The organism is Globicatella sanguinis (assembly GCF_002847845.2).
GTDB lineage: Bacteria > Bacillota > Bacilli > Lactobacillales > Aerococcaceae > Globicatella > Globicatella sanguinis.
Genome location: NZ_CP126962.1, coordinates 894,337 through 918,553 on the forward strand (window position 1 = coordinate 894,337; position 24,217 = coordinate 918,553).

At 36.2% G+C, this 24,217-nt stretch carries 18 protein-coding genes; 4 read left to right on the forward strand and 14 right to left on the reverse strand.

The window, feature by feature from the left end; translation table 11 throughout:
• Window positions 1-6: 6 nt before the first annotated feature.
• The 3 genes from rnr to secG form a co-directional block, all read right to left on the reverse strand.
• Window positions 7-2,370 (reverse strand): ribonuclease R, encoded by a 2,364-nt coding sequence (gene rnr / locus CYJ72_RS03780; RefSeq protein WP_284630558.1) that lies wholly within the window; start codon window positions 2,368-2,370, stop codon window positions 7-9.
• Between the two features lie 27 nt (window positions 2,371-2,397).
• Window positions 2,398-3,147: an alpha/beta hydrolase gene (locus tag CYJ72_RS03785; RefSeq protein WP_066124203.1), complete on the reverse strand. Its 750-nt coding sequence runs from the start codon at window positions 3,145-3,147 to the stop codon at window positions 2,398-2,400.
• A 106-nt stretch (window positions 3,148-3,253) separates the two neighbouring features.
• Window positions 3,254-3,487: a preprotein translocase subunit SecG gene (gene secG / locus CYJ72_RS03790; RefSeq protein ID WP_066124205.1), complete on the reverse strand. Its 234-nt coding sequence runs from the start codon at window positions 3,485-3,487 to the stop codon at window positions 3,254-3,256.
• Window positions 3,488-3,802: 315 nt separating this feature from the next.
• Between secG and proB the strand changes: the two genes are divergently transcribed.
• Window positions 3,803-4,882: a glutamate 5-kinase gene (gene proB / locus CYJ72_RS03795; RefSeq protein ID WP_284630564.1), complete on the forward strand. Its 1,080-nt coding sequence runs from the start codon at window positions 3,803-3,805 to the stop codon at window positions 4,880-4,882.
• Window positions 4,883-4,893: 11 nt separating this feature from the next.
• Window positions 4,894-6,132 carry a glutamate-5-semialdehyde dehydrogenase gene (locus tag CYJ72_RS03800; protein WP_284630566.1) on the forward strand — a complete coding sequence of 413 codons (1,239 nt, stop codon included), beginning with the start codon at window positions 4,894-4,896 and terminating at the stop codon, window positions 6,130-6,132.
• Window positions 6,133-6,582: 450 nt separating this feature from the next.
• Here the strand turns inward: CYJ72_RS03800 and CYJ72_RS03805 are convergent, their stop codons facing one another.
• The 7 genes from CYJ72_RS03805 to CYJ72_RS03835 all read right to left on the reverse strand — a co-directional run bounded on the left by CYJ72_RS03805 (window position 6,583) and on the right by CYJ72_RS03835 (window position 16,360).
• Entirely contained in the window at window positions 6,583-7,323 is a 741-nt protein-coding gene (locus tag CYJ72_RS03805; RefSeq protein ID WP_066127209.1) for an NAD-dependent protein deacylase, read from the reverse strand.
• 254 nt (window positions 7,324-7,577) lie between these two features.
• Window positions 7,578-8,078 carry a redoxin family protein gene (locus CYJ72_RS03810; RefSeq protein WP_101813264.1) on the reverse strand — a complete coding sequence of 167 codons (501 nt, stop codon included), beginning with the start codon at window positions 8,076-8,078 and terminating at the stop codon, window positions 7,578-7,580.
• A gap of 601 nt (window positions 8,079-8,679) precedes the next feature.
• Window positions 8,680-9,891: a tRNA uracil 4-sulfurtransferase ThiI gene (gene thiI, locus CYJ72_RS03815; protein ID WP_101813263.1), complete on the reverse strand. Its 1,212-nt coding sequence runs from the start codon at window positions 9,889-9,891 to the stop codon at window positions 8,680-8,682.
• 176 nt (window positions 9,892-10,067) lie between these two features.
• On the reverse strand, window positions 10,068-11,201 hold the full coding sequence (locus CYJ72_RS03820) for a cysteine desulfurase family protein (protein WP_284630570.1): 1,134 nt from the start codon (window positions 11,199-11,201) through the stop codon (window positions 10,068-10,070).
• Window positions 11,202-11,287: 86 nt separating this feature from the next.
• Window positions 11,288-13,006 (reverse strand): septation ring formation regulator EzrA, encoded by a 1,719-nt coding sequence (locus CYJ72_RS03825; RefSeq protein ID WP_066126260.1) that lies wholly within the window; start codon window positions 13,004-13,006, stop codon window positions 11,288-11,290.
• Window positions 13,007-13,472: 466 nt separating this feature from the next.
• The gene (locus CYJ72_RS03830; RefSeq protein WP_284630573.1) at window positions 13,473-15,695 is read right to left on the reverse strand and encodes a ComEC/Rec2 family competence protein; all 2,223 of its coding nucleotides are present in this window, start codon (window positions 15,693-15,695) and stop codon (window positions 13,473-13,475) included.
• 20 nt (window positions 15,696-15,715) lie between these two features.
• Complete coding sequence (locus tag CYJ72_RS03835) at window positions 15,716-16,360, reverse strand: helix-hairpin-helix domain-containing protein (RefSeq protein WP_066126263.1); 645 nt, start codon at window positions 16,358-16,360, stop codon at window positions 15,716-15,718.
• 222 nt (window positions 16,361-16,582) lie between these two features.
• On the opposite strand from CYJ72_RS03835, the gene CYJ72_RS03840 reads away from it, so the two are divergent.
• Entirely contained in the window at window positions 16,583-17,638 is a 1,056-nt protein-coding gene (locus tag CYJ72_RS03840; protein WP_066126264.1) for a hypothetical protein, read from the forward strand.
• Window positions 17,639-17,970: 332 nt separating this feature from the next.
• Here the strand turns inward: CYJ72_RS03840 and CYJ72_RS03845 are convergent, their stop codons facing one another.
• Together CYJ72_RS03845 and CYJ72_RS03850 are read right to left on the reverse strand one after the other, a co-directional pair.
• Window positions 17,971-18,741 carry a hypothetical protein gene (locus CYJ72_RS03845; protein WP_284630576.1) on the reverse strand — a complete coding sequence of 257 codons (771 nt, stop codon included), beginning with the start codon at window positions 18,739-18,741 and terminating at the stop codon, window positions 17,971-17,973.
• 441 nt (window positions 18,742-19,182) lie between these two features.
• Entirely contained in the window at window positions 19,183-19,818 is a 636-nt protein-coding gene (locus CYJ72_RS03850) for a sugar O-acetyltransferase (RefSeq protein WP_078756571.1), read from the reverse strand.
• Between the two features lie 145 nt (window positions 19,819-19,963).
• Between CYJ72_RS03850 and brnQ the strand changes: the two genes are divergently transcribed.
• Complete coding sequence (gene brnQ, locus CYJ72_RS03855) at window positions 19,964-21,268, forward strand: branched-chain amino acid transport system II carrier protein (RefSeq protein WP_284630579.1); 1,305 nt, start codon at window positions 19,964-19,966, stop codon at window positions 21,266-21,268.
• Between the two features lie 158 nt (window positions 21,269-21,426).
• On the opposite strand, the gene CYJ72_RS03860 is transcribed toward brnQ, so the two are convergent.
• Window positions 21,427-22,593 (reverse strand): IS110 family RNA-guided transposase, encoded by a 1,167-nt coding sequence (locus CYJ72_RS03860; RefSeq protein WP_071407987.1) that lies wholly within the window; start codon window positions 22,591-22,593, stop codon window positions 21,427-21,429.
• Between the two features lie 544 nt (window positions 22,594-23,137).
• Window positions 23,138-24,139 carry a catabolite control protein A gene (ccpA, locus tag CYJ72_RS03865; RefSeq protein WP_284630581.1) on the reverse strand — a complete coding sequence of 334 codons (1,002 nt, stop codon included), beginning with the start codon at window positions 24,137-24,139 and terminating at the stop codon, window positions 23,138-23,140.
• Window positions 24,140-24,217 lie beyond the last annotated feature (78 nt).

The following is a 24,217-nucleotide window of genomic DNA, read 5'->3' on the forward strand; positions in this document are numbered from 1 at the left end:
CCTACCTTATCTACCTCGCTTACGAATCTTAAAAGATTTTTTCGCTGAAGATTTATCAGCTTTCTTTTTAGAGTTTTTACGCTTTGAATAAGCTTTCTCTTTTCCACTTGCTCGTTGAAAATCTTTTATCGATTTTGGGCGATTATTTTTATCTTTTTTGCCTTTTTGTTTCGGTAAACTAATGGGCCTCATGCCTTCCATAGGCTCCGCTTTAATTAATTTAAAATCAATATTACGTTCATCCATATCGACCGCCATTACTTCAATGGTCACTTTTTGACCAATGCGGTAAATATTTCCACGGTTACGTCCCATTAATACCATATGTTGAGGATTAAATTCATAATAATCATCGTCTAAATCTTTTAAGGAAATTAAGCCTTCAATTGTATTCGGTAATTGAACGAAAATACCAAATGACGTAATCGAGCTAATCATCCCTTCGTATTGTTCTCCAACTTTGTCCATCATATATTCTGTTTTCTTCAGTGCATCGGTTTCGCGTTCAGCATCTACTGCCCGTCGTTCCATTTTTGAAGCATGTTCCGCAATGCCTGGTAATTTATCTTCTAATTTTTCAATTTCCTTGGCACTTGGTTGATGGACTAAATAGCGATGGATTAATCGATGAACCATTAAATCTGGATAACGACGGATTGGCGAAGTAAAGTGAGTATAGTCTTCAGCTGCTAATCCAAAATGTCCTGCTGGTAAATCGCTATATTTAGCTTGTTGCATACTGCGTAACATCATCGTTGACACCACTTGTTCAAAGGGCTCCCCTTCGACCGCTTTAAGTGCCTGTTGTAATTGACGCGGTTCTATTTGCGCTACATTCCCTCTTAATACCATCCCAAAACTGGTCACAAATTCCGCAAAGCGCAACATTTTTTCTTCTTTAGGTTGTTCATGAATACGATAAACAAAAGGTAATTGACGCTTCGTATATTCGTAAGCCACCGTCTCATTGGCACATAACATAAAGGATTCAATTAATTTTTCCCCTGTATAACGAGCTCTTAATTGAATATCAAGTGGGTGACCCTCTTCATCTACAATAATTTTAGCTTCTGGCGCATCAAAATTCAATGCTCCGCGATTGGTTCTTTTCGCTTCTAAAATATGATGCAACTCCGCCATTTCTTGTACCATGTCACTGATTTCGCTAAACTCGCGATTGGTTACATCATCGCCATCAATCATTTTATTGACCGCATCATAAGTCATTCGATAGGATGAATTAATGACGCTTGGATAAATCTCATAGTCGATGACTTCTCCACGGGTGTCTACTTTCATGTCGCAAGTTAACGTTAGACGGTCCTCATTGGCATGTAAGGAACAGATACCATTAGAAAGACGTTGCGGTAACATTGGCACCACACGGTCTGTTAAATAAACACTGGTTCCACGTTCAAAAGCTTCACGGTCAATGGCCGAGCCTTCTTTTACATAATGCGAAACATCAGCGATATGGACACCTAATTGGAAAGTACCATCGTCATTTTTCTCTAATGATATCGCATCATCTAAGTCTTTCGCATCCGCCCCATCGATGGTGATAATTAATTCACTTCTTAAATCACGACGCCCTTCTAAATCTTTAGGATCAATTTCTTGTGGAACCGCATCTGCTTCTGCCATCACATTTTCAGGGAATTCATGCGGAATTCCAAACTGAAACAGAATGGCTAAAATATCTACACCTGGTGCGTCACGATGACCTATCTCTTTCGATACTAAACCAGTTAAAAGATTAGGGTTATCGCTTGTGGGATATTCTTTAATCTTAATAATACAAATCGTATGATCTGCCGGATGAATCCCTTCAGGCAAGACCATTATTTTGACCTCTTCGCCATATTCACCTTGAGGTACAATATAACCTAAATAACCGGTCTGTTCACGTTCATCTTGATTATAACTATAAAATTCACCCACCATTTGTTTGGTTACTCTTTCAATGACTTTCGTAACCATCGCTTCCGAGCCTTTGCCCGTTTCGGGGTCAACTCGTTTTATAATTTGTGCTTCGACGATATCGCCATTCATCGCTGCCCCCGTATTGGTTGGTGGGACAAATAAATCTGGTTCGCCTTCTTCATAAGTAATAAAACCAAATCCTTTGTTATTGGCGCGGAATGTTCCTGTTATTAAATTATGAGACGTTTGTATGGATCTGAATTTATTGCCATTGATCATTTCCACTTCTTTAATGTGTTGTAAAAAAGTAATGGCTTTAACGAGCTTTTTGTATTTCTTGACCCCTTGCATCTTAAATTCAGTTGCTAGTTGGTTAATTGTAAAGCCTGTTCCTTTATTGGCTCTAAAAAATGCTAAAAGTTCTTGTTCAAAACTTGTTAATGACATCGTGAGCCTCCTCTCTCATTTTAAATTTTATCTTTGGATAAAGGCTAATAGGGATTGTTCAAACGCAGAGCGTTCTCGATTGGTAGTGATGACATGAGTGTTATGTTCAAACCATTGGAAATCAACTTCTTGCGCGCCGGTTAATGCGTCTCTCACTAAATACGCATCTTCTGGATTAATCATTTCATCTTCGCCTGATTGAGCAAGATAAAAGCGACTGGTAATTTGTGATAATTCCATATAAAAAGACATCGCAAAATAAGAAATCGACTCAATTTGTTCACGATAAAGACTCATTATACGGCCCTTTTCCACTTGATACTCATCTAAGCGATTTTGCTTCTCATATAAATGACGTGCATATTGTTCGAAGAAATAACCAACATCAATTTGTTGAGCAGTAAAAACGGGAGAATTAAACACGCCACCCGCTAAATTAGCTTGATGGTTTTCGGTTAATAAACGTGTCGCAAAGATTCCTCCTAGCGACAAACCAAATACGAATAATCGTTCATATTGACGCCCTTGCATATAATGTAATGCTGCTTGTGCTTGTTCCCACCATTGATCGGGATGAGCTTCTAAAATATCGTAAATATCATCCGTACCATGCCCTTTAAAAGTGGGACATAACACTTCAATGCCCGCTCTTTGTAAAAATCGTGCCGTAGATAAAAAATCATTCGGCGATCCTGTATAGGCATGAAATAAAATAACACCTGTAGTCGCTCCTTCAACTTGATAAAAACGACTGTTTTCTATGATTGTTTCACTCATCTTTCACACTCCTACTCCTTTTTATTGTACATTATTTACTATTTCACTGCAAAAAAAGAAACTATGACAAACGCATAAAATAAGGGTTTATCATAGTTCAAAAATCTTATTTAGCTGATAAATAGGCCAACGCAAGGGCTAAAGCAAAGAACACAAAACCTAGAACAGATGTCGCTTTAATTAAGAAAGCTTCGAAGCCACGCGCTTTTTGTCTTCCTTGTTGATCAGCGCCACCACCGGTTAATGTACTGGCAGCGTTACTTTTGGCTGGTTGTAAAACTACTAATAAAATCAGTAAAACTGCTACCACCATCAATGCGATTAATAATGCATTATACAAAGGTATTACCTCCTCTTGAAGATTCCATTAATAATCTTACCATACAATGATTTAAATTGCTATGATTCTAAATCAAATCTAATAGAAAAAAATTAAAGAGCATATATGATTCTAAATCAAATCTGATAGAAAAAATTAAAGAGTAAAATGGTTGGTTATAACGCCATCCTATTTATCGTTCTATTTATCTTTATCATTAGTCTAGCGATTGACAAGCTTTCGCTGCTACTCCCATTTAATTAAAAATGACGTAAAATATTGTAATTATCTTTAAAATGGGGTAAGTTAAGAATAATAAGAAAAGGAGCCATTGATATGAAACAACCTTTAATCGTTTATAAAGTAGGTACTTCCTCATTAACACAATCGGATGGCAGTATCGATATTCAAAAAATAATTAATATAACAGACCAATTAGCCACATTGCATCAACAAGGTTATCAGTTGGTATTAGTGACTTCCGGCTCCATTGCGGCTGGTTTTAGAAGACTAGGTTTTTCAAAACGACCTACTCGTATTGCAGAAAAACAAGCTAGTGCCGCTGTTGGACAAGGTTTATTAATTGAAGAATATACTAAATATTTATTAAAGCATCAAATTGTCAGCGCACAAGTTTTACTGACACAAGATGACTTTGCTGATCAAAGACGTTATCGTAATGCCGCTAATGCTTTACAAGTTTTAATTTCTAACCAAGTCATTCCCATCATCAATGAAAATGACACCATCGCTGTAGAAGAAATTAAAGTAGGTGACAATGACACGCTTTCTGCTCAAGTCGCTTCTTTACTAAAAGCTGATTTATTAGTGCTCTTAACCGATGTCGATGGCCTCTATTCCGATAATCCAGTGAAAAATCCACAAGCAACATTTTTCGAACGCATTAACGAGATTACCCCTGAATTATTTAAAATGGCTGGCGACGCAGGTACCAATAATGGAACAGGTGGCATGACAACTAAACTGATTGCCGCTAGTTTAGCAACTAAAGCCGGTACACCGGTTTTTATCTGTTCCTCTGCCAATCCGAATGCCATCGTAGAAGCAGCCACACAATCCAATAAAGGAACACTTTTTATTGCCAATGAAGACATTATGGCTCAAAAGAAACAATGGTTATCCTTTTATGCACGTACCACTGGCAGTATTAACATTGATGCTGGTGCTGAATATGCGATGCTCCATACTGGAAGTAGTTTATTATTAACCGGGATTACAAAAGTTCAGGATTCTTTTCAAGCGGGAGATATTATTTCCGTTTATAGCTTGGACGGTCAACATCTAATCGGCAAAGGTCAGACGCGTTTTTCTCATCGTGAAATTAAAGATAAATTATCTACCAAACAAAATAATGACATTGTGATTCATCGCGATGATTGGGTCACCATTAATTAGGAGGTCTTAAAATGAAAACTACTCAAACCATTTTACAAACCGCAAAAGAAGTGAAAGCTTCGATCAATTTTGCCACTACTGTTCAAAAAAATGAAGTCTTAACCGCAATGGCAGCAGAATTATTAAAAGCAACCCCCAACATTTTAGCAGCGAATGCTGAGGATTTAGCACAAGCTAAAGGTCAAATTGCTGATATTATGCTTGACCGCTTAATGCTGAACGAAGCACGTATTGAAGACATGGCCGCCGGTATTTTAGCGGTAAAAACATTAAAAGATCCTGTCGGAAGAGTCTTAGAGGAAAGAACCTTGGAAAACGGCCTGGAACTCACCAAACGCTCGGTTCCATTTGGCGTTTTAGGTATGATTTATGAAAGTCGTCCAAATGTAACAGCTGATGTCGCTGCCTTAGCGGTTAAAAGTGGCAATGCCGTTGTCCTTCGTGGCGGTAAAGAAGCTTATCGTAGTTCAAAAGCAATCTGTGATGCCTTAAGAGAAGGGATTAAACAAGCAGGATTAAATCCTGATATTGTCCAATTAATTGAAGATACGACTAGAGCCAGTTCAAAAGAAATGATGAAAGCGAAAGGCTACATTGATTTACTTATACCACGTGGTGGCGCCGGGTTAATTCAAACTGTGATGCAAGAAGCAACTGTTTCGGTCATCGAAACAGGTACCGGAATTTGCCATATTTATGTTGATCAAACTACCGATATTACCCAAGCCTTAACGGTGGTTGATAACGCCAAAACCAGTCGCCCTTCGGTTTGTAATTCAGCTGAAGTCTTATTAGTACATCAAGCCATTGCTGAAGAATTGCTGACTCAATTAGCCACTACTTTCCAAGACCGTGTTGAATTACGTGCAGATGAACGCGCACTCAATTATTTACCTCAGGCTACATTAGCTAATGACGATGATTTTGCGACTGAATTTTTAGATTATATTATGGCTATCAAGGTTGTCGATTCTGTTGATGAAGCCATTGAGCACATCAATCAACACTCGACGGGACATAGCGAAAGTATTTTGAGTGATGATCCCATTGCCATTATGAAATTCACTGAACAAGTCGATAGTTCATCGATTTACGTCAATGCTTCCACCCGCTTTACCGATGGTGGTGAGTTTGGACTTGGTTGTGAAATTGGTATTTCCACTCAAAAAATGCACGCGCGTGGCCCAATGGGCTTAAGAGAATTGACCAGTTACAAATATATCTTGAAAGGTAATCATACGATTCGTTAATCAATCGAAAACAAAAACCCCAACACGAACCATTCTTCACTCTGTCTTGCTTAAATCCAAAATTAGATTTAAGACATCGATAGTGACTTGGTTAATGTTGGGGCTTTATTTTTTATTATGTTAATCGCTTCTGTTTTACTCAAAACTGAACACAAACAGAGCTTGGAACGGGGTTATTTTTATTATGTTGATCGCTTTAATTTAATGTATTTGATTATAACAATTAGTTATCATAAAACATCATGGGTTGGACTTTTTATCATACCCCGTTGGACTTTGAATTAGTTGTCATTAAAATTCGTGAGTTGGACTTTGAACTAGTAATAATAAAAAGTACACGTTAAAGCTTTTATCATAACGCATTACCAAGTGGCGCTTATTTTGACAACGGTATGCTTGAAGCTGCATTATCCTTATGGAATCAAAAAGCAACCTAACCATCATTTGCTATTAAGCATCCATCTCCATAACTTCGCTGAAAATAGCTCCCATCTCTTCTTGAATGGTTAACACATCCGAACGATACAGTGGGACGGCTGTTTTATTAATAACTACAATTTTACGTCCATTGAAATAGTTTACCAAACCAGCTGCCGGATAGACCACCAATGAAGTACCGGCAATAATCATTAAATCAGCTTGATGAATCTTATGAACCGCATCATTCATTACTTGTTGATCTAATGGTTCTTCATATAATACAACATCTGGCTTCACCATCCCATGACAACTCTCACATCTTGGAATCCCATCTTTATCCAGGACTAACTCCTCTAAATGATAGTAGCGATGACATTCCATACAATAATTACGTGCCACACTGCCATGTAATTCGTATACCTCTTTACTGCCCGCTTTTTGATGCAATCCATCAATATTTTGAGTGACGACTGCCACCTCTTTCCCTTTTGTTTCTAACCATCTTGCAAAATGATGGGCAACATTAGGTTTTGCTTCACGATAGACTAATTTATCAAAATAAAATTCAAAAAATATTTTTGGATATTGATTAAAGAAAGAACGAGAAATGATTTGTTCAGGAGAAAATTGATACCCCTGCTCTTCTACATAAAGGCCTTGTGCTGATCGAAAATCGGGAATGCCGCTATTGGTTGATACTCCTGCTCCACTAAAAAATACAATACGCTGACTTTCTTCTATTAACTGTTTAAACTCGGTTAAATCTGCCAACCTACCCACCCTTTCATAATTATTAAAAAGAACTGGGCAGAAATGCGATTACCCTCATTTCTTTCCAGTCACTTAACTTGATAGAATAACACAGCATTCAAATAGCATCAAACAGTCAATACTCAATCATGTTTAAGCGCTATTCAAACGATGCAATGAGGCATAAGAAGAAAAAATCCGATTGTTTTCTACTTCTTAACCACACTATTGTCTATCTTTATTCAATTATACCAAAAATAGTTAATGTTTATGGCTTATTTTAAAGCATTTTTTGCAACTTGTAATGGTTGCTTATAAGTAGGTTCTTCCGTTAATTCTTCAACAATTTCACGATATTGAATAACACCATTTTGATCGATAACATATACTGTACGTGCTAATAAATCATTGCCATCTAAATTAATGTCTAATCCATACGCACGACCGAATTCACCTGCTTCATCAGTTAAGGTATCAACATCTAACTCATTTTCTTGATTCCAAGTATTAAATTCTTGTGGTGTATTGCGTGAAACCGTTAAATATTGAATGTCACCTGATTTTGTTTCATCAGATAAACGTTTGGTTTGTAACTCACAAGTGCGAGTTAAAATATTAGGAACCACACTTAAAATAGTCACTTTGTCCGCTAATAAATCTTTCAGTTGGACTGTTTCACCTTTTCGATTAACCAAAGTCGCATTAGGTGCTAAATCACCCACTTCAACTTGTTTACCTTCAATTACTAATGGTTCTCCGTTCACTTTAATTTCCATGTTGTGTACCTTCTTTCTTTGTTGTTAATTTAATTATACAAAAAACAACCGCCATTACACAAAGGAAGTGCTTGCGGTTGTTGTATTGAATTTATATCCAAAATCGAAAAGTGATCTGTCACCGGCCGAATAGGGAGTGGGCAAGAAGTAGAAAATTAAATAATTTTCGCTTCGTCGGCCTACCCCCGCAAAGTTGAGTAGGCCTCAAACAAGTCGAAAGACGCAGGTTGAGGCCACTCAACCACTGCGCTCTAATTATTGAGCAATAACTCGATTGAATTTATCAACTTTATCCCAAACCATATTAAGACGCAGGTTGAGGCCACTCAACCACTGCGCTTTTAAATATCGAGCAACGACTTGACTGGATTTTTCAAGCTTGTTCTTAGCTAGCTTAAGACGCCATTTGAGACCACTCAACCACTGCGCTTTGAATTAAATAGATATGGCTGAACAGAATTTAAAAAGTTTTTGCTCAGCCTCTTGATTTTGTGTCCGACAACGAAATGCAGGCAATTGGCGGATAAATGGATATTTATTATAAATCTCTTAATTTTGTGCCAAATAACAATACGCAGCCTATTACCGGACAAATGGATGTTTATAATAAACTTTCAAATTCAGCTTGTTGACTCGTAATATATTGCGCATCAATCACTTCAATTTCTATGTTTTGCACGGCATCTTGAACTAAAGCTTCAATGTCTAAGGATTCTTCTAAAAACTCAATTTTACCTTGACGTGGCTTTGTCTTTGGCGAAGATGGTGCAAAAACCGTACAACAGTCCTCATAAGGTTCATTACTAATATCATAAGTGCCTACTTTTTCAGCTAACTCAATGATTTCATTTTTATCAACTGCAATTAACGGTCTTAAGATCGGAGAGTGTGTCACCGAATTAATGACATTCATACTCGTCAATGTTTGACTCGCTACTTGCCCTAAAGATTCGCCTGTTACAATGGCTTCTGCCTGACGTTCAATTAACAATTGATCCATAATACGAATCATCATCCGACGCATGACGGTCATTGAATATTCATCGGGAACAGTTTCTTTAATTGCTTCTTGGATTTTAGTAAAAGGAACATTAATAAAATGAATGGGTTTGGCATACTTCGCTAAAACTGACGTTAGACGTTTAGTCTTATCTAGTGCTTGGGGACTTGTATAAGGCGGACTACTAAAATGAACAGCTTCAATTTCCAATCCACGTTTAATCATTTGATAACCCGCAATTGGTGAGTCAAAACCACCTGACAACATCAATAACCCTTTACCACTGGTTCCATATGGTAAACCACCCAAGCCTTGATATGAGACTAAACTCAAGTTAGCGCCGGTATTTTGATGGATACTAATCGATAATGTATGGGTCGGGCGACGAAGATCAACGCCCATTTCTGGGTAACGTTCCCCAATCACATACCCTACTTCACGTTGTAAACTCATTGTGTCATACTGGAATGATTTGTCAGAACGTTTCGCTACTACACGGAATGTGTCTCCTTCATTAATCGTTAATTCTTCGAATAATTCCAGTGCTTTGTTCTTAATTTGTTCGAGGTCTTTATCAACTCGATGAACCGGCTCAAATCTAGAAATCCCCGGTATTGTCTTTAATATTTCAACAATTTCTGCAACGGGAGTGTGTTCCCATAATAAATGCATGAAATCATGATTGACAGTAATTTTAATATTTTCTAAATGTTTGGTTTGAAGACGAATATGTTCGGCTAATCGTTGTTGAAAAGACTTACGATTACGACCTTTAGTGGATAATTCGCCATAATGAATAACTAATTGATGCATACTAACTCCTTATTGATAATTTTTTACTATTTGAAGCGACTAAGCTATATATTTTCGAGTTGAATCGACCATACTGAGATTGTTTTACTTTTTTATGGTCTAAGCTGATATTCTTTTAGCAATGAACCGCCTATACTGATATTTTTTACTATTTGAAGCGACTCATTTGATCTTTTTTAAGCAAATTTAGCAGTGACTTTTTCAATAATTTTAATGAGTTCATTTACTTGCGTGCTAGTAGTCAAACTCGACATACTCAGGCGTACTGCCGATTCTGAAATGTTATCAGGAACCCCCATTGCTTTTAGTGTCGAATGCACTTGATGTTTGCGGCTTGAACAGGCACTCGTAGTCGAAATCATAACGCCTTCCGTTTCAAATGCATGCACTAACACCTCGCCAGGAATCGACGGATAGGCCACACATAAAATATGTTCACTAGCCGATGCTTCGGCAAATATTTGCCAATTTTGTGCTTTAAATGCTTCGATTAAAGATTGACGATATTTAGCCAGGTTTTGCTTCACTGCTTCTTGTTTTGTACTTGCGAGACGTAATGCCTTTGCGGTCACTACAATACTAGCTAAATTTTCAGTACTACTGCGTAATCCTTTTTCTTGACCGCCGCCATAAATAAAGGGCTGTGTGTTAACTTTCTGTTTTAAGGTTAAAATCCCAGTCCCTCGTCCCGCATGAAATTTATGTCCCGATAAAGTCATGGCATCGATGCGCGAATGATGTAACAGAGATAATTGGGTAGTAACAGCTTGCACAGCATCAACATGCCAAATGATTTGCGGGTATTCTGCCAATAATTCAGCAATTTGCTTCAAGGGTTGAACTGCGCCTACTTCATTATTTACTGCCATCGTTGATATTAATAGGACATCTGAATCCAACTGCTCTTTTAATGATTCAAGATCAATTTCCCCTTGTGGGTTAACATTGATTCGTTCAACCGTATAATTTTCAGACAAAAGTAAATTGATTTGCTCATATACCGAGGGATGTTCAATGGCTGAAATCAAAATCCGTTTTGCGTTTGGCCGATGCTTACTCAATTCTCGTACTACCGCTTGTAATACCCAGTTGTTGGCTTCAGTCCCACTAGAAGTAAAATAGACTTCGTTCGTTTTGACTTCTATGATTTCGGCTACTTGTGCGCGTGCTTGTTCTAATAATTTTTTTGATTTAACGCCTAATTCATGTAAACTTGATGGATTTGCAAAATATTCCTTTGATACTTGTAAATAGGTGTCTAATACCGATTGATCAGGCATTGTGGTAGCACTATTATCAAAATATAACATTCATAACCTTCCTTCATGTGATGTCTGTGCGATTTAAAAACGATTAGACGGTACTTGATCAGTACTTATCTAATCGTTTCAAATCATTAATAAATCCGACTTTGTTTTTCTTTATGATACATACGACGAACTTGCGTTGGTGCATCTTGATCTACTCGGCGTAAAGCTTTTTCAATCACTGCTAAACTATCACCATAACGGAAATCTTGGTGGAATAAATATTGTGCTTCTCTAATGGCATCATCCACTTCAGGATAATCGTATCGGAATCGATTACTATGTTGAATCATGTATTCCGTTAACATGGCATTATCAATCGTTTGTTCCGTTAACTCTTCTAATTTATTTAAGTTTTCGACTAATCTTGATTCTAATGTTTCAATTTCAAACATGTCGATTCGTACTTTATTAAGTAGTTTCGCTAACTCTTCAATTTGATCAGTTACTTTAAAGAATAAGGTATAGTAATTATCATTTAATCCAGGTAAGTGATGCTTTTCAATTCTACGTTTATAATTACGTAAATCCATTTCATAAAGATCTAAGTTTTGTTTCGTTTCTTTTTCTTTATGATTCATATCCGATAAACCTTGGACTAACTTATTTTGTTTTTCATCAATTTCTTCAACGCGTTTCTTGATTTTCTTAATGTCAGATTCAACCTTAGTATAAATCACTGTATGATCATTAATTTGTCCAACAATATCATTGAATCGTTGATACTCATTGCGAATTTGTTCCGTTAATTCTGATACTTGATCTAATTCATTATTATGTAAAATATAACTTTGAGAAATGCGATCAACTTCAATGCCGGCATAACGGTTATTTTCAGAAACTTGGTCTAATTGCGTGCCTAATTGGTTAATATTCTTATTAACATATTCTTTTGAAGCAATTTCACTTTCCATCAATTCATATAACGAGTTAATTTCACGTTCAGATTTATCCATTTGCGTTCTTGCTTCAACTAAGTCTGCATTTTTAATTTTAATTTTAGCTTCATCAAGTAATTCTTGAACAGCATCAATTTCTTCAGGAATATTAATATCACCAAATTTAAAGTGACTTTCAACCATCTTTTGATAACCATCACGTAAATCTTCAATGGAATCTTCATATTTATTCTTAATTTGGTTATACATCGCTGGAATTTTTTCTAAAATTTCTTCTAAACTTGATAAATCCGATTCAATGACAGCGAGCATTTCTTTCGCTTCTAAATGGTCACCCGAAGCGGTTAATTCATTGTATTTAGTGAAATTTAATTCTAAATACTGTAAATTTTTCTCTAAAGTTTCAATGGCAGGACCATAATCGAAACTATGATTCATCACACTTTTACGTGCTGTATTATAGCGTTCTAATAACGCTTCAATTTCTTCACGGTTTTGTTCATCAACGCTCAATAGCTCTTTTAATGCTTCGCTTAAATCGTCCACTTGCGCTTCGGTTTCGTCTAACATTTCGCGAGCATCTTCTAAAACCTTTTTAGATTTTACAATGTTCATTTGATCTGCAAATTGTTCAGCTCCAACGAGTGCAGCTTCAATCTCAGTAAATTGGTAATTGGTAATAGTTTGCCAATTTGCGACTAAATTTTCGTATTGGCGTTTTGTTTGACCCGATAATTCCATATTTTTTAACGTAAATAATTGGTCAGGTATTGAAACTTCCATTACGCGATCTTTTCTTTTTTCTAATTCATTAATATCCTTTGCTAGTTGGCTCTTCATATAAAAGAAAACCCCATACCCAACTAACACCAGAATGACGATTATAAATAATATATCCGTAAATCTCAATGTCGTTCGCTCCTCTAATCCTTCAAAAATACATTTCTATCATTACTTTTCTACAAATGTACAGTCTATCTATTAGATTATATCATTTAAGCCATTGAATTAAAAGCATTCATTTCCATAATTTTACCAGTTTATTAACAGTAAATGATACAGTCTTAGTAAAACGCATTCAAAATATCGCCATTCCAGTATTACCTTTAATGACTAGGGAGCATCTCTGACTAGCATTAATTAACATAAAGTTCAATATCTTCCCTACCATTCATTCAATTCTCGTAAAAAAGTTAGACATTCCTTCACTTCAATTGTTCTATTAAAATTCTTGTTTACGCGATTTTTCACCGTAAACATTGTAAGTTTATCGGGCTTTTAATTACCTCGCTTGCATAATTCATAACAATGCGTATATTCGTTACTTTTTTATTAATGCAACTAATCACCGAACAACCATGATTTTAGATTGACCTTATGGGGATAATGCATGTCGAATGTTAATGCCTTTAAAGGGAATAACCATTATTTCAATGGCTCCATTGTCTGCAGTCGTTAGATAAGGGATTTTTTCTTGTTGTAAAAGCACCGTGACTTCTTGATGAGGATGTCCATAACGATTGTTTTTCCCCACAGAAATAAGCGCCATTTCTGGTGCTGTTTGTTCAATTAATTGTTTACTCGTACTGGTATTGCTGCCGTGATGACCAACTTTTAACAGATTGATATCCAAATTAGGTGTGGTCATTAATAATTTCTGCTCCCCATTTTTTCCTAAATCTCCCATATTCAAGAACGAATGATTTGATAATTTTAACAAGGTGACAATTGAACTTTCGTTTAAATCTTCTCTTGGCGCATTGGTGTCAAACCATCCCCATAAAGTATGTGGGATAATCGTCTGCCAACCGGGCGCATCTAACATAGTTAATGGCAGCTGATTCTGATAAGGTGCCATCACTTGTTGCCAGTTTTGATGATGGAATCCTATATTGGAAATGACGATTTCTTTCACAGGGATGGTTTTGATAATTGCCGGTAAATTAGCAAAGTGGTCAGCATCAGGATGGGTAATAACAATCCCTTCTAATTGCCGAACGCCTAAAGAAGCTAAAGCAGGCAAAATCGTTTTCTTGGCATAATTTTCTTCTAGTTGATTTTCGGGATCATTTGCATCACGATTCCAGGAAACTTTACCCCCGACATCTATCAACCAGCCACGATTAGAAAAGGCAGCTTGGTATAATACAGCATCGCCTTGTCCAACATCTAATACTATTATCCGTTCAAAATGACATCTACCACTTATTAAGATTAATCCTATATAGCTGATAATGGTGAATTTCCACGCTTGTTGCCAATCCACCAACCATCTACCGGCAACTGCCATCAATACGATGACTAAAATCCAAGAATAATGACCGACTAATATTTTGGGTTGGAATAATTCAATCGGTTCAAGTAGAAAATCAAAATGTTGAACGAGCAGTTGTCCTTTTGGCGAAAAAGATAGGAGCGTTAATAATACAGCTAATGGAAAAATGCCCCAATCAAACACTTTGCCAATAATCAGACCCCAAATTAATTGGAGAGGATACCAATAATAATTTTGTCGCATCGTGATGGGCCAAGTAAACAGCGTACAGATGATGGCTAATTGGATGGAGTGCGAAAAAGGTAAAGGTTTCGGAATTTTTTCAATAAAAATCAAACTATACGAGATTAAGAAACTTAATTGAAAGCCCGTGGATAACACAATTCTAGGATTGAACCAGAGAAAAGCTAAAACCAACAAACTTAAATTATCCATTCGAGAGAGTGACCCATATTTTTTCAGAAAGTGACTGCCAACACTTCTTACTACCCCAACTGGAAAACAAGTTAAAAAGGTATAGCCAATTAACAATCCATCTATTATCAGACTCCCTACCTCATTAATGATCCCCAAACGTCGTAATAAATAATCGATATTGTTTTTTATTAAAGTGACATGAAAACCTGAAATAGCAAAAAAATGAATGATGCCAAATTCTATTAAGCGTTCACGGTGCGTCTTATATTGAGTGGATGATAAATTCCAAATTAAGCGATTATAAAGACTGAACAAACGAATATGATCTAATTTTTGAAAATAATTTAACAATCGCCAACGCCAATTTAGAAAATAACTACATAAATTTTTAACCGCTTGGGCTCTTTCAATTGTTTTAATTTCAATTTGATAATCAATGTTTTGTGATTGTAAATATTTTTGATAATTGAAGCCACCAAAATTTCTAGCACCTTCTGGTATCGTCACACGCCCTTTTACTTCCAATAAGGTCAATTGATCCAATTGATGAAGTGCTGATAATTGACTCCCTTTAACATTGATAGTTAACCATTCTCCTTGTGACCATAGTTTGGCTCGTCCCGTTATATATTCTTCATCGCCATCTAAGTATATCGGATCTATTTGCAATAAATAAGTATTTTCCTCTTGCAATACTAGAGGTTGCGTGCGGGATCTAAAGGTGACTACACTACTGATGACAATGACGATGAAAACAAATTGTTTCACTATTTTAGTTAAAAACAGACAGCGGATAAAAAAGGCAACCCATAATAATCCCCATCCCCAATGATGCGTTAACCAAAAATTCTGAACAATAAATGCCATAATAGCCAGGAAAATCCATTGATTGTTTAAATATTTCATCTTAATTAACCTTTGTATCATTATCGTACCGAAATCATACTTGATAACTTATCAAAGGTCTTTTGACCAATGCCACTCACATTCATTAAGTCTTCAATTGTTTGATAAGAACCATTTTCCTCACGATAGTCGATAATTGCCTGCGCCTTTTTTTCACCAATACCAGGCAGTAAAGTCAATTCGGCTACATCCGCAACATTAATATTAATTTTTAATTCATTATAAGGATCTTCATCTATTTCATTAGCAAAATGATTGACCATCGAATACTCTTCTTCCAAGGTTTGATTGATGTTTGGCACCACTATCACCATTTGATCACTGAGTAATAAAGCTAAATTCAATTGGTCTTCATCGGCTTCATTGGTTAACCCTCCGGCAGACTCAATCGCATCCATGACCCTCGCACCATTCGATAATTGGTAAACCCCTGGATCTCTAACCTCACCTTTAACATCTACATAAATTATCATTTCTTGGGTTGTTATTTCCGTTGTTTCAGTAGTCGACATGGTTAAGAGGGCCTCATCCATTCTCGTCTCTCCGCTTTCTGATAAAAATGATACAGTTTCTGGTTGATTTTGAAACAGAAAATAAACAATACCTAAAATAAAAATCACAAGTACCACTTTGTTTTCTTTGAAAATATCGCTAATTTTATTCACAATCTCTCCCCCTTAGCTAATAGATTATTTCTTAACATGATCTTTCACGGCAAGTTATGATTAACTTATTATTATCTATAAATACGTAATCTATTGCGAATACACTATTTATTAAATTTTGTGAAATATTTTTCATTTTATTATAAAAATTATCTATGAAAGGCTTCACAATAAATTAATCCTATGCTATAATCTAGCTATCAAGTTTAGGAGGAATTTCACATGAAATTGTCAAAAATCGTTTTATCTAGTTTATTAGTGTTATCAGCTGCTACTGTAGCTGTTCCAGTAGCGACACAATTTACTGGTGATATTGCTATTGTTCAAGCTCAAGAAGAGGCTGTCACAATGCGTCGTTACTATACAGCCGCTCACGGAGACAAAGCTTTCACTGCTGTAACTGTTTTATTACAAGGTGACAAATTAGTCGATGCTGTAATCGATGAATTCCAATTCGTAGCTAAAGATGGTGGCTTTACAGCTGTTCCAAACTCCGATGCAGATTTTGGTGCTGGCTATGCTGAAGGACAAGTATTAGTAGGTAAATTAGACAACGATGAAGGTTATTCTAAATTAATGGCTGAAAAAGCAGGATCTACTGTCACAATCGGCGAAAACTTTAAAGCGATTATTGAAGCTACTAAAGGAAAAACTGCTGATGAAATCTTAGCTTTAGTAGAAGAAGTTGATGGATTAGGTGAGGATGGGAATGTATCTGATGTTGTTTCTGGAGCTACTTTAGCTGATACATCAGGCTACTTAAAAGCAATTGCTGAAGCAATAACTGAAGGTTATGAATTTGCAGGGGTTGAAGCTAATGCTGATAATTTAGTATTAAAACAAGAAATTGCGGCGCCTCACGGCACTAAATCATTTGCTTTAGTAAGTGCTGCAGTAGATGGCGATAAAGTAGTTGCTTCTGCTATTGACGAATTCCAAATCGTTGAAGCGGGTGGCGACTTTACAGGTGTACCAAACTCAGATGCTGAATTTGGAAAAGGAATTGCGGAAGGTTCAGTCTTAATTTCTAAGATTGCTAACAATGAAGGCTATTCAAAATTAATGGCTGAAAAAGCTGGTTCTACTGTCAGCTATTTAGATAACTTAAACGCGGTCGCAGCTTATGCTAATGGTAAAACAATCGAAGAATTAAAAGCTGGCATTGATGAAGTTGCAGCTTTAGGTGAAGATGGAAATGTAGCTGATGTTGTTTCAGGTGCTACATTAGCTGATACTGCTAACTACTTACAAGCCATTGTAGAAGTTGCTGAAAAATAATGGATTAATCAAATAATCTTTGCTAGGAGATAAGAGTGTGACTAAGATATCGTAATGAAATAATTTTCACTGCGTTCACCTACTCTTAATCAAACAGCATCATTGAGTGATAAAATTCGGTACTTAACCGGAAATTATCACTCAATTTTTTATGCTTCATATAGGACGCATCTCATAGATTGAATAACTTTCAACGACTACTGCACACGAAAAAAACGACCACTGCACACGAAAAAAAGAGAGTGGGCGAACAGTAGAGAATCGATTCATTTTCTACTGCTTACCTACTCCCTATTCTCATAACATCCAAAAGATAATTAATAGGTCACCATTTATTCTACTTGTGTATCCATTACTAAGACCACAACCAAGCGAACATAGGCGGTATCGTCGACTCTAAAATCCGTTGGCGAAGCCACAACCTTAATGTATTGACTATTAAAGTTTTGATACAATTCAGCATGTGTTGAAGTTTCAAAAGCTCTATACAAATAATCAGCAAAGATTTCTGGTTTTAGCCAGGTTGAAAGATGGATATCGTCAGCAGCAATATATAATTCATAAAGATTCTCGCATAATCGACTGCTTGCATGCTCCATTTCAAATAGGCTACGAAAATCTTGATCATCAATTGTTTGAGCACCTAAATAATGATAGTCTGCTAATTCGTTAATTCTTTGGTCGACACCTGTTGCTAAATGATAACCTACCGATAATATCGACCAGTTATTAGCAGCGCGTGTTTGATTAATTAAAGTTGTAAAATGCTCATTAAGCTTGTCGATATCCAGTTGTTGATTAAATTGTTGAGCTACTTCCTGTGCATGTAAATAATTTACGGAGGTTAACACCGCTTCATCAAGTGTTCTAGGTGATTTTGAAGTAGCATTTTCAGTACCAATTTTTTTACCGGTTGATTGATTGGAAATCTCTTGCTGGTTAGCCCCTAAAATTTGTCGAGTAATTTGAAGTCCCTTATCAACCGCAGAACGGTCTGTCTGACTCACAATCTCATGAATTGGTTGTCGATTGTTCCAAAATAGGAAGCCCCAAACGAATATAATAAATAAAAGTTTTATTAAATTAGAAATTATTTTATTCATTCAAATGCCTCCTTGAGATTTTCTTAAATTGTATCAAAGTGTTATTGAAAGTCTATTACCATTTGATTACAAATTAAACAATCCATCGCTGCTACTCGATTTAATCAAAAAGGGGAGTAGACCAGAAGTAGAAAATTCAATAGTCTTCGCTTCGTCTGCCCATCCCCGCACAATTGAAGTTAACAAGAAGTAAAAATTGAATAAACTTCACCTCGTTTACCTAGCTCCGCACAATCAAATTGGTATTTCTTTAATTGTTAGGTAAAAACTTCTCACTGATGATTTTATAATTAACGAGCCATCAGTTGACAGAAGTTCTCCAATATACGTCTCTTCTCTAATCTAGCATACTTTGCAAAATTTACTATTTGCTCATTTTTTTATTCGTCATTTTATATCATCAATTAAAATTAATTATGGTTGATAGTTCTACTAAGGCATTTATTTGCCAGCTTCCTCTTCTAATTGACGTTTTATTTCATCCCAATCAATCTCACGACCTTTGGCATAATATTGACGGTCATACTCACCGATTTCTCGCACTACGCGACAAGGATTGCCATAAGCAAGAGAATTAGCGGGCACATCTTTTGTCACAATACTACCTGCGCCGATAACACTATTATCTCCTATTTTAACCCCAGGCATTACCATTACGCCCGTACCCAACCAACAGTTTTTGCCAATATGAATCGGTAAATTATATTGATAAGCATGGGATCTTAAACCGGAATCGATGGGATGAGTGGCAGTCGATAAAACCACATTAGGTGCTAGCTTTGTATTGTCACCAACATAGATATGGGTATCGTCCACGCACGTTAAATTAAAATTAGCATAAACATTTTTTCCAAAATGAACATTACGTCCACCCCAATTGGAATGAAATGGCGGTTCAATATAACAACCTTCACCAATTTCAGCAAACATTTCTTTTAGTAAAGCGGATCGTTTCTCACCTTCAGTAGGACGCGTGTGATTATAATCGTATAATAATTCTAAGCATTGAAGTTGTTGGTCCATAATACTTGAAACATTCGGTAAATATAATTCTCCTGTATGTAATTTTTCTTTCATTTTAAATCACCTCTACTTATTGTTACTTTTCCATCATATCACGCTTTGGAATTGCTTTCAATTAATCTATGGGTTATCTATTGCATCACTGATTTTTTGATGTTATATTGTAAAGTAATAAAATAATTAAAATTTGGAGAGATTTATGTTAAAAAGAAAGAACTTTTTTGCTCTATCCCTGATGTCATTTGGGATATTCTTTGGAGCAGGTAATTTAATATTCCCACCTTCAGTAGCACAATTAGCAGGAAGCAATATTTGGTCAGCTTATTTTGGATTTTTAATAACAGCCGTTATTCTACCGATTTTAGGTATTATTACAGTCGCCAAAACTGATGGGCTGTTAAACTTAGGTCGTAAAGTAGACCCGATTTTCGCTTATATTATCACTATTGGTATTTTATTAGCGATTGGTCCAGGACTTGCTATTCCAAGAACTGGCAGTACCTCCTTTGAAATGGCCATTAAACCTTGGTTAAATAGTGAGATGTCTACCACAATGCCACTCATTTTATATTCAGCTGTTTATTTTGGTCTAGTAGCACTTCTTTGCTGGACGCCCAATAAAATTATCGATCGGATTGGACGGTTTTCTACGCCGGCACTATTAGTTTTAATTTTAGTATTGACAATTTTAGCTTTTACTCATCAACAACCAACACTATTAGAGCCTTCCAATGGTTATGAAAAAGCCGCTTTTACAACTGGTTTCTTATCAGGTTATAATACTTTAGATACTTTAGCGGGATTAAATTATGGATTACTCATCGTGACAGCAGTACGTAATCTTAAAGTAGATGAATCAAAAGTCGTGAAAGTAGCAACTAAAGCAGGTATCGTTGCCGGTGTGGTATTAGCACTTGTTTATTGGTGTTTAACGATTATTGGTCAATACGGTGCAGACAAGGTAGAAGTTGGAGCCAATGGAGCCAATATTTTAGTGGCGGCCAGTACTTTACTTTTAGGTAAATTTGGCACGCTTGTTTTAGGTATCATCTTTGTATTGGCTTGTTTTAATACTTGCGTAGGTTTAATTACGTCCATTTCACAATTTTTCCATCGTATTTTACCACAATTGAGCTATCATACTTATGTGGTGATTTTAACTCTATGGAGTTTTGCTTTAGCTAATATTGGTTTAGATGGCATTTTAACTTATTCAGTCCCTATCTTAGTACTGCTTTATCCGATTGCGATTACGCTAATTATTTTAACCTTAACGGATAATTGGCTTCATCACAGTCAACTAACCTATCGTATTATTGCCTATGTTGTTAGCTTTATTAGTATCATAAATTCTTTAGTAAGTATGGGGATTATAATACCAATCTTAACCGCATTAACTGAGGCTTTGCCGCTGGCTGACTCAGGTCTCAACTGGATGTTGCCAGTCATTATTCTAATGATCATTGCTTATTTTACGACTAATCGTCAAGCTGTTCCTAACTAATTTGGCAAAGGTCAACCCTTAACAAAACGAATGAACTGCCCCCGATCAAGTAGACAGGAGGCAGTTCATTTATTTTATTTGAAAAGAAAGACAAAAAAGGCGCAAAAAAGCACCCTCTATGCTATAATTAAAGTGAAAAATTTTTAAAAATTGTTGCATTAGTTCTGTTGGCGCAGTCCTAATGCTTTTTGTTTATCATAATGAATATGACAAGAAAGTACCTTATATATGATACGTAGTAACTTGTGTCCGCAAGCAACTACAGCTTTCATTTTGGCTCCTCTAGCAGATAGACGTTGATAGAGATTCGAAAAAGCGGGGTCCATCGACCTTCCTGCAATACCGCCACAGGCTATCAGTGTTGTTTTAAGGTATTTATTCCCCCGGGTGGTTCGACTGCTTTTTTTTACTCCAGCACTTTCATATGAACCAGGTGATAGTCCAGCCCATGAAGCTAAGTGCGCAGCTGTCTTGAAGGCCTCTACATCTGGACCAATTTCTGCCAAGATAACCGCAGCACTATTTGCTTTCACCCCTGGGAGCTCCATTAATAATTCATATTCTTCCTTAAAATAAGTGAGTATAAATTCCTCAATATCTCCATCCATTCGCTTAATTTTTTCTGTATAAAAGCGGTACTCTTCCAATGAATCATCTAATAATCGTCGGTCAGTCTTTGACATTTTGCCGTCCATGGCTTCTAAGAGTTGTTTGGGTGTCGCTTTAACATGAGTATGCATACACTCGGCGACTCGTTCAAGGGTGATTTTTTCACCATGAATAAATAAAGAGAGTAATGCTTGGCCTGTTTGACCAAAGATATCTGAAAGATAGCTCGTCAATTTAATATTTGCCCGTTGTAAGATATTATGTATTTCATTTTTCGACTGTGTCCGTTTTTGGATATAGCTTAACCGACGGCGAGTCAATTGACGCAATTCCATTGCTTGTGCACAAGGTAAATAAGATGATTGGATTAACCCACATCGCCCTAATTGAGCAATCCATTCAGCATCTTTGACGTCAGTCTTTCGACCAGGAACATTTTTAATATGGGCAGGATTAGCCAGTGTTAATTGAATCTCACTATCGGAGAAAATATTAAAAACTGGGACCCAATATTGTCCAGTCGATTCCATAAATATATCAGTCACATTGAATGATTGAATCCATTCAAGTGCCGCTCTAAGTTCGGCTGAGGTAGTTCCAAATGTCTTCTGATGTTTTTGGGGTTTATTGGTCTCTAATGGACCAGATAATATACAACAAACGATGGTCTTTTGATGAACATCAATACCACAGCATCGTTCAATCATTACTTCCATGATCATGACCTCCAAAATAATATTAGGCAATGTGAGCTTTCTATATTAACTTGTAATTTTATTTACACGCTCAAGACGTAATGGGTTTATCGCAAACGATAAAAAGCTCATCCAGTTTTTTATACGGGGGTACGGACATACCTCACAATAAACGCATCGGATTTGTATTGCCCATTTAATTATAATGCGAAACCGTTTTTCTGTCATGGTTTAGAGTGCGAAGCACTCTTAAGGTTTTTTATATTAACACCGCATTGAGCAGCATAAAAAGTATCGTATTAGACCTATTTTATGCTTACTCAACACTGTGTGAGGAGCGGGACTATGAAGAGAGAATCAATCGATTTTATCTTCTCCCTGACTCCCTTTTAGGAGTGAGACAAAGTAAAATAATTATGCTCTATTAGCGCGTTTAGCAAGCTTTTCTTCTTTGCGACGTTCAAGTACTGATGATAATAATCGACTGAATTGCACTACCAATAGAAACATTGTAACGTATGTTTGAATTTTTTCGAATTTAACTTTCATTTATATCACCTTTCTTTTATTTGCGTGTTGAGCCTCTTTCAATAATCTTATGTGGTAATAATACATTGCGCTCTTCAATCTCTTCTTTAGCCATGATTTTGGTTAATAGACGCATTGCGACAGCCCCTAAATCATATAATGGTAATTGAATAGATGTTAATTTAGGTCGGACAATTTGGCAATAAGTTGAGTTATGGCTTGTAATAATTTCAAAATCTTCAGGTACTTTCATCCCGTGATCTTGCAATGCATTTAATAAGGCTACTGCTACTACGTCATCACCTACAACAGCAGCTGTTGCGCCAGTTGCATGGATTTGACCATATAAATCTTCACCTGAATCAATATCAAAATCGCCTTGAATGACTAAGTCCGGATCAAATTTTACTTTATGTTTTTTCAATGCTTCTTTATAGCCGACTAAATAATGGTTTTTGTTAATTTCATATTCAGACGGTCCAGTAATGAGCGCGATTTTTTTGTTTCGTTCTAATAACATTTCAGTTGATTCTCTCACTGCATCTAAGTAACGAATATTGATTGTAGAGAATGCATCACCTTCAGCAACAGTTCCGGCTAACACTACTGGCGTTGAAGTACGTTCAATTTCTGCACGTAATTTTGGTGCAATTGAATTCCCTAAGTAAACTATTCCATCTACTTGTTTAGCTAATAAAGTATTAAATACCGATACTTCTTTATCAGGATTTTCATCAGAGTTTGCTAAAATAATATTATATTTATACATGACTGCAATATCATCAATCCCACGTGCTAGCGAAGAGAAGAATACATTGGATACACTTGGAATAATAACTCCAACTGTTGTTGTTCTTTTACTTGCTAACCCTCTAGCCACCGCATTTGGACGATAGTCTAAACGTTCAATGACTTCGTTAACTTTTTTACGAGTTGCTGGTTTTACATTCGGATTCCCATTGACAACTCTAGATACTGTAGCCATTGAAACTCCTGCTTCACGTGCAACATCATAAATTGTAATTGTTTGTTTTTCCATCAGAGTTTCACTCCCGTTATTATTATTTTGAAACTAATGTACCATATTTTTTCATCAATTGCAAGCGTTTCATTTACA

Excerpts from the sequence above, each read along its gene's own strand:
- rnr (WP_284630558.1), bottom strand. The coding sequence starts at position 2,370 with ATGTCATTAACAAGTTTTGAACAAGAACTTTTAGCATTTTTTAGAGCC.
- CYJ72_RS03785 (WP_066124203.1), bottom strand. The coding sequence starts at position 3,147 with ATGAGTGAAACAATCATAGAAAACAGTCGTTTTTATCAAGTTGAAGGA.
- proB (WP_284630564.1), top strand. The coding sequence starts at position 3,803 with ATGAAACAACCTTTAATCGTTTATAAAGTAGGTACTTCCTCATTAACA.
- CYJ72_RS03800 (WP_284630566.1), top strand. The coding sequence starts at position 4,894 with ATGAAAACTACTCAAACCATTTTACAAACCGCAAAAGAAGTGAAAGCT.
- CYJ72_RS03810 (WP_101813264.1), bottom strand. The coding sequence starts at position 8,078 with ATGGAAATTAAAGTGAACGGAGAACCATTAGTAATTGAAGGTAAACAA.
- thiI (WP_101813263.1), bottom strand. The coding sequence starts at position 9,891 with ATGCATCAATTAGTTATTCATTATGGCGAATTATCCACTAAAGGTCGT.
- CYJ72_RS03820 (WP_284630570.1), bottom strand. The coding sequence starts at position 11,201 with ATGTTATATTTTGATAATAGTGCTACCACAATGCCTGATCAATCGGTA.
- CYJ72_RS03830 (WP_284630573.1), bottom strand. The coding sequence starts at position 15,695 with ATGAAATATTTAAACAATCAATGGATTTTCCTGGCTATTATGGCATTT.
- CYJ72_RS03840 (WP_066126264.1), top strand. The coding sequence starts at position 16,583 with ATGAAATTGTCAAAAATCGTTTTATCTAGTTTATTAGTGTTATCAGCT.
- CYJ72_RS03845 (WP_284630576.1), bottom strand. The coding sequence starts at position 18,741 with ATGAATAAAATAATTTCTAATTTAATAAAACTTTTATTTATTATATTC.
- CYJ72_RS03850 (WP_078756571.1), bottom strand. The coding sequence starts at position 19,818 with ATGAAAGAAAAATTACATACAGGAGAATTATATTTACCGAATGTTTCA.
- brnQ (WP_284630579.1), top strand. The coding sequence starts at position 19,964 with ATGTTAAAAAGAAAGAACTTTTTTGCTCTATCCCTGATGTCATTTGGG.
- CYJ72_RS03860 (WP_071407987.1), bottom strand. The coding sequence starts at position 22,593 with ATGGAAGTAATGATTGAACGATGCTGTGGTATTGATGTTCATCAAAAG.
- ccpA (WP_284630581.1), bottom strand. The coding sequence starts at position 24,139 with ATGGAAAAACAAACAATTACAATTTATGATGTTGCACGTGAAGCAGGA.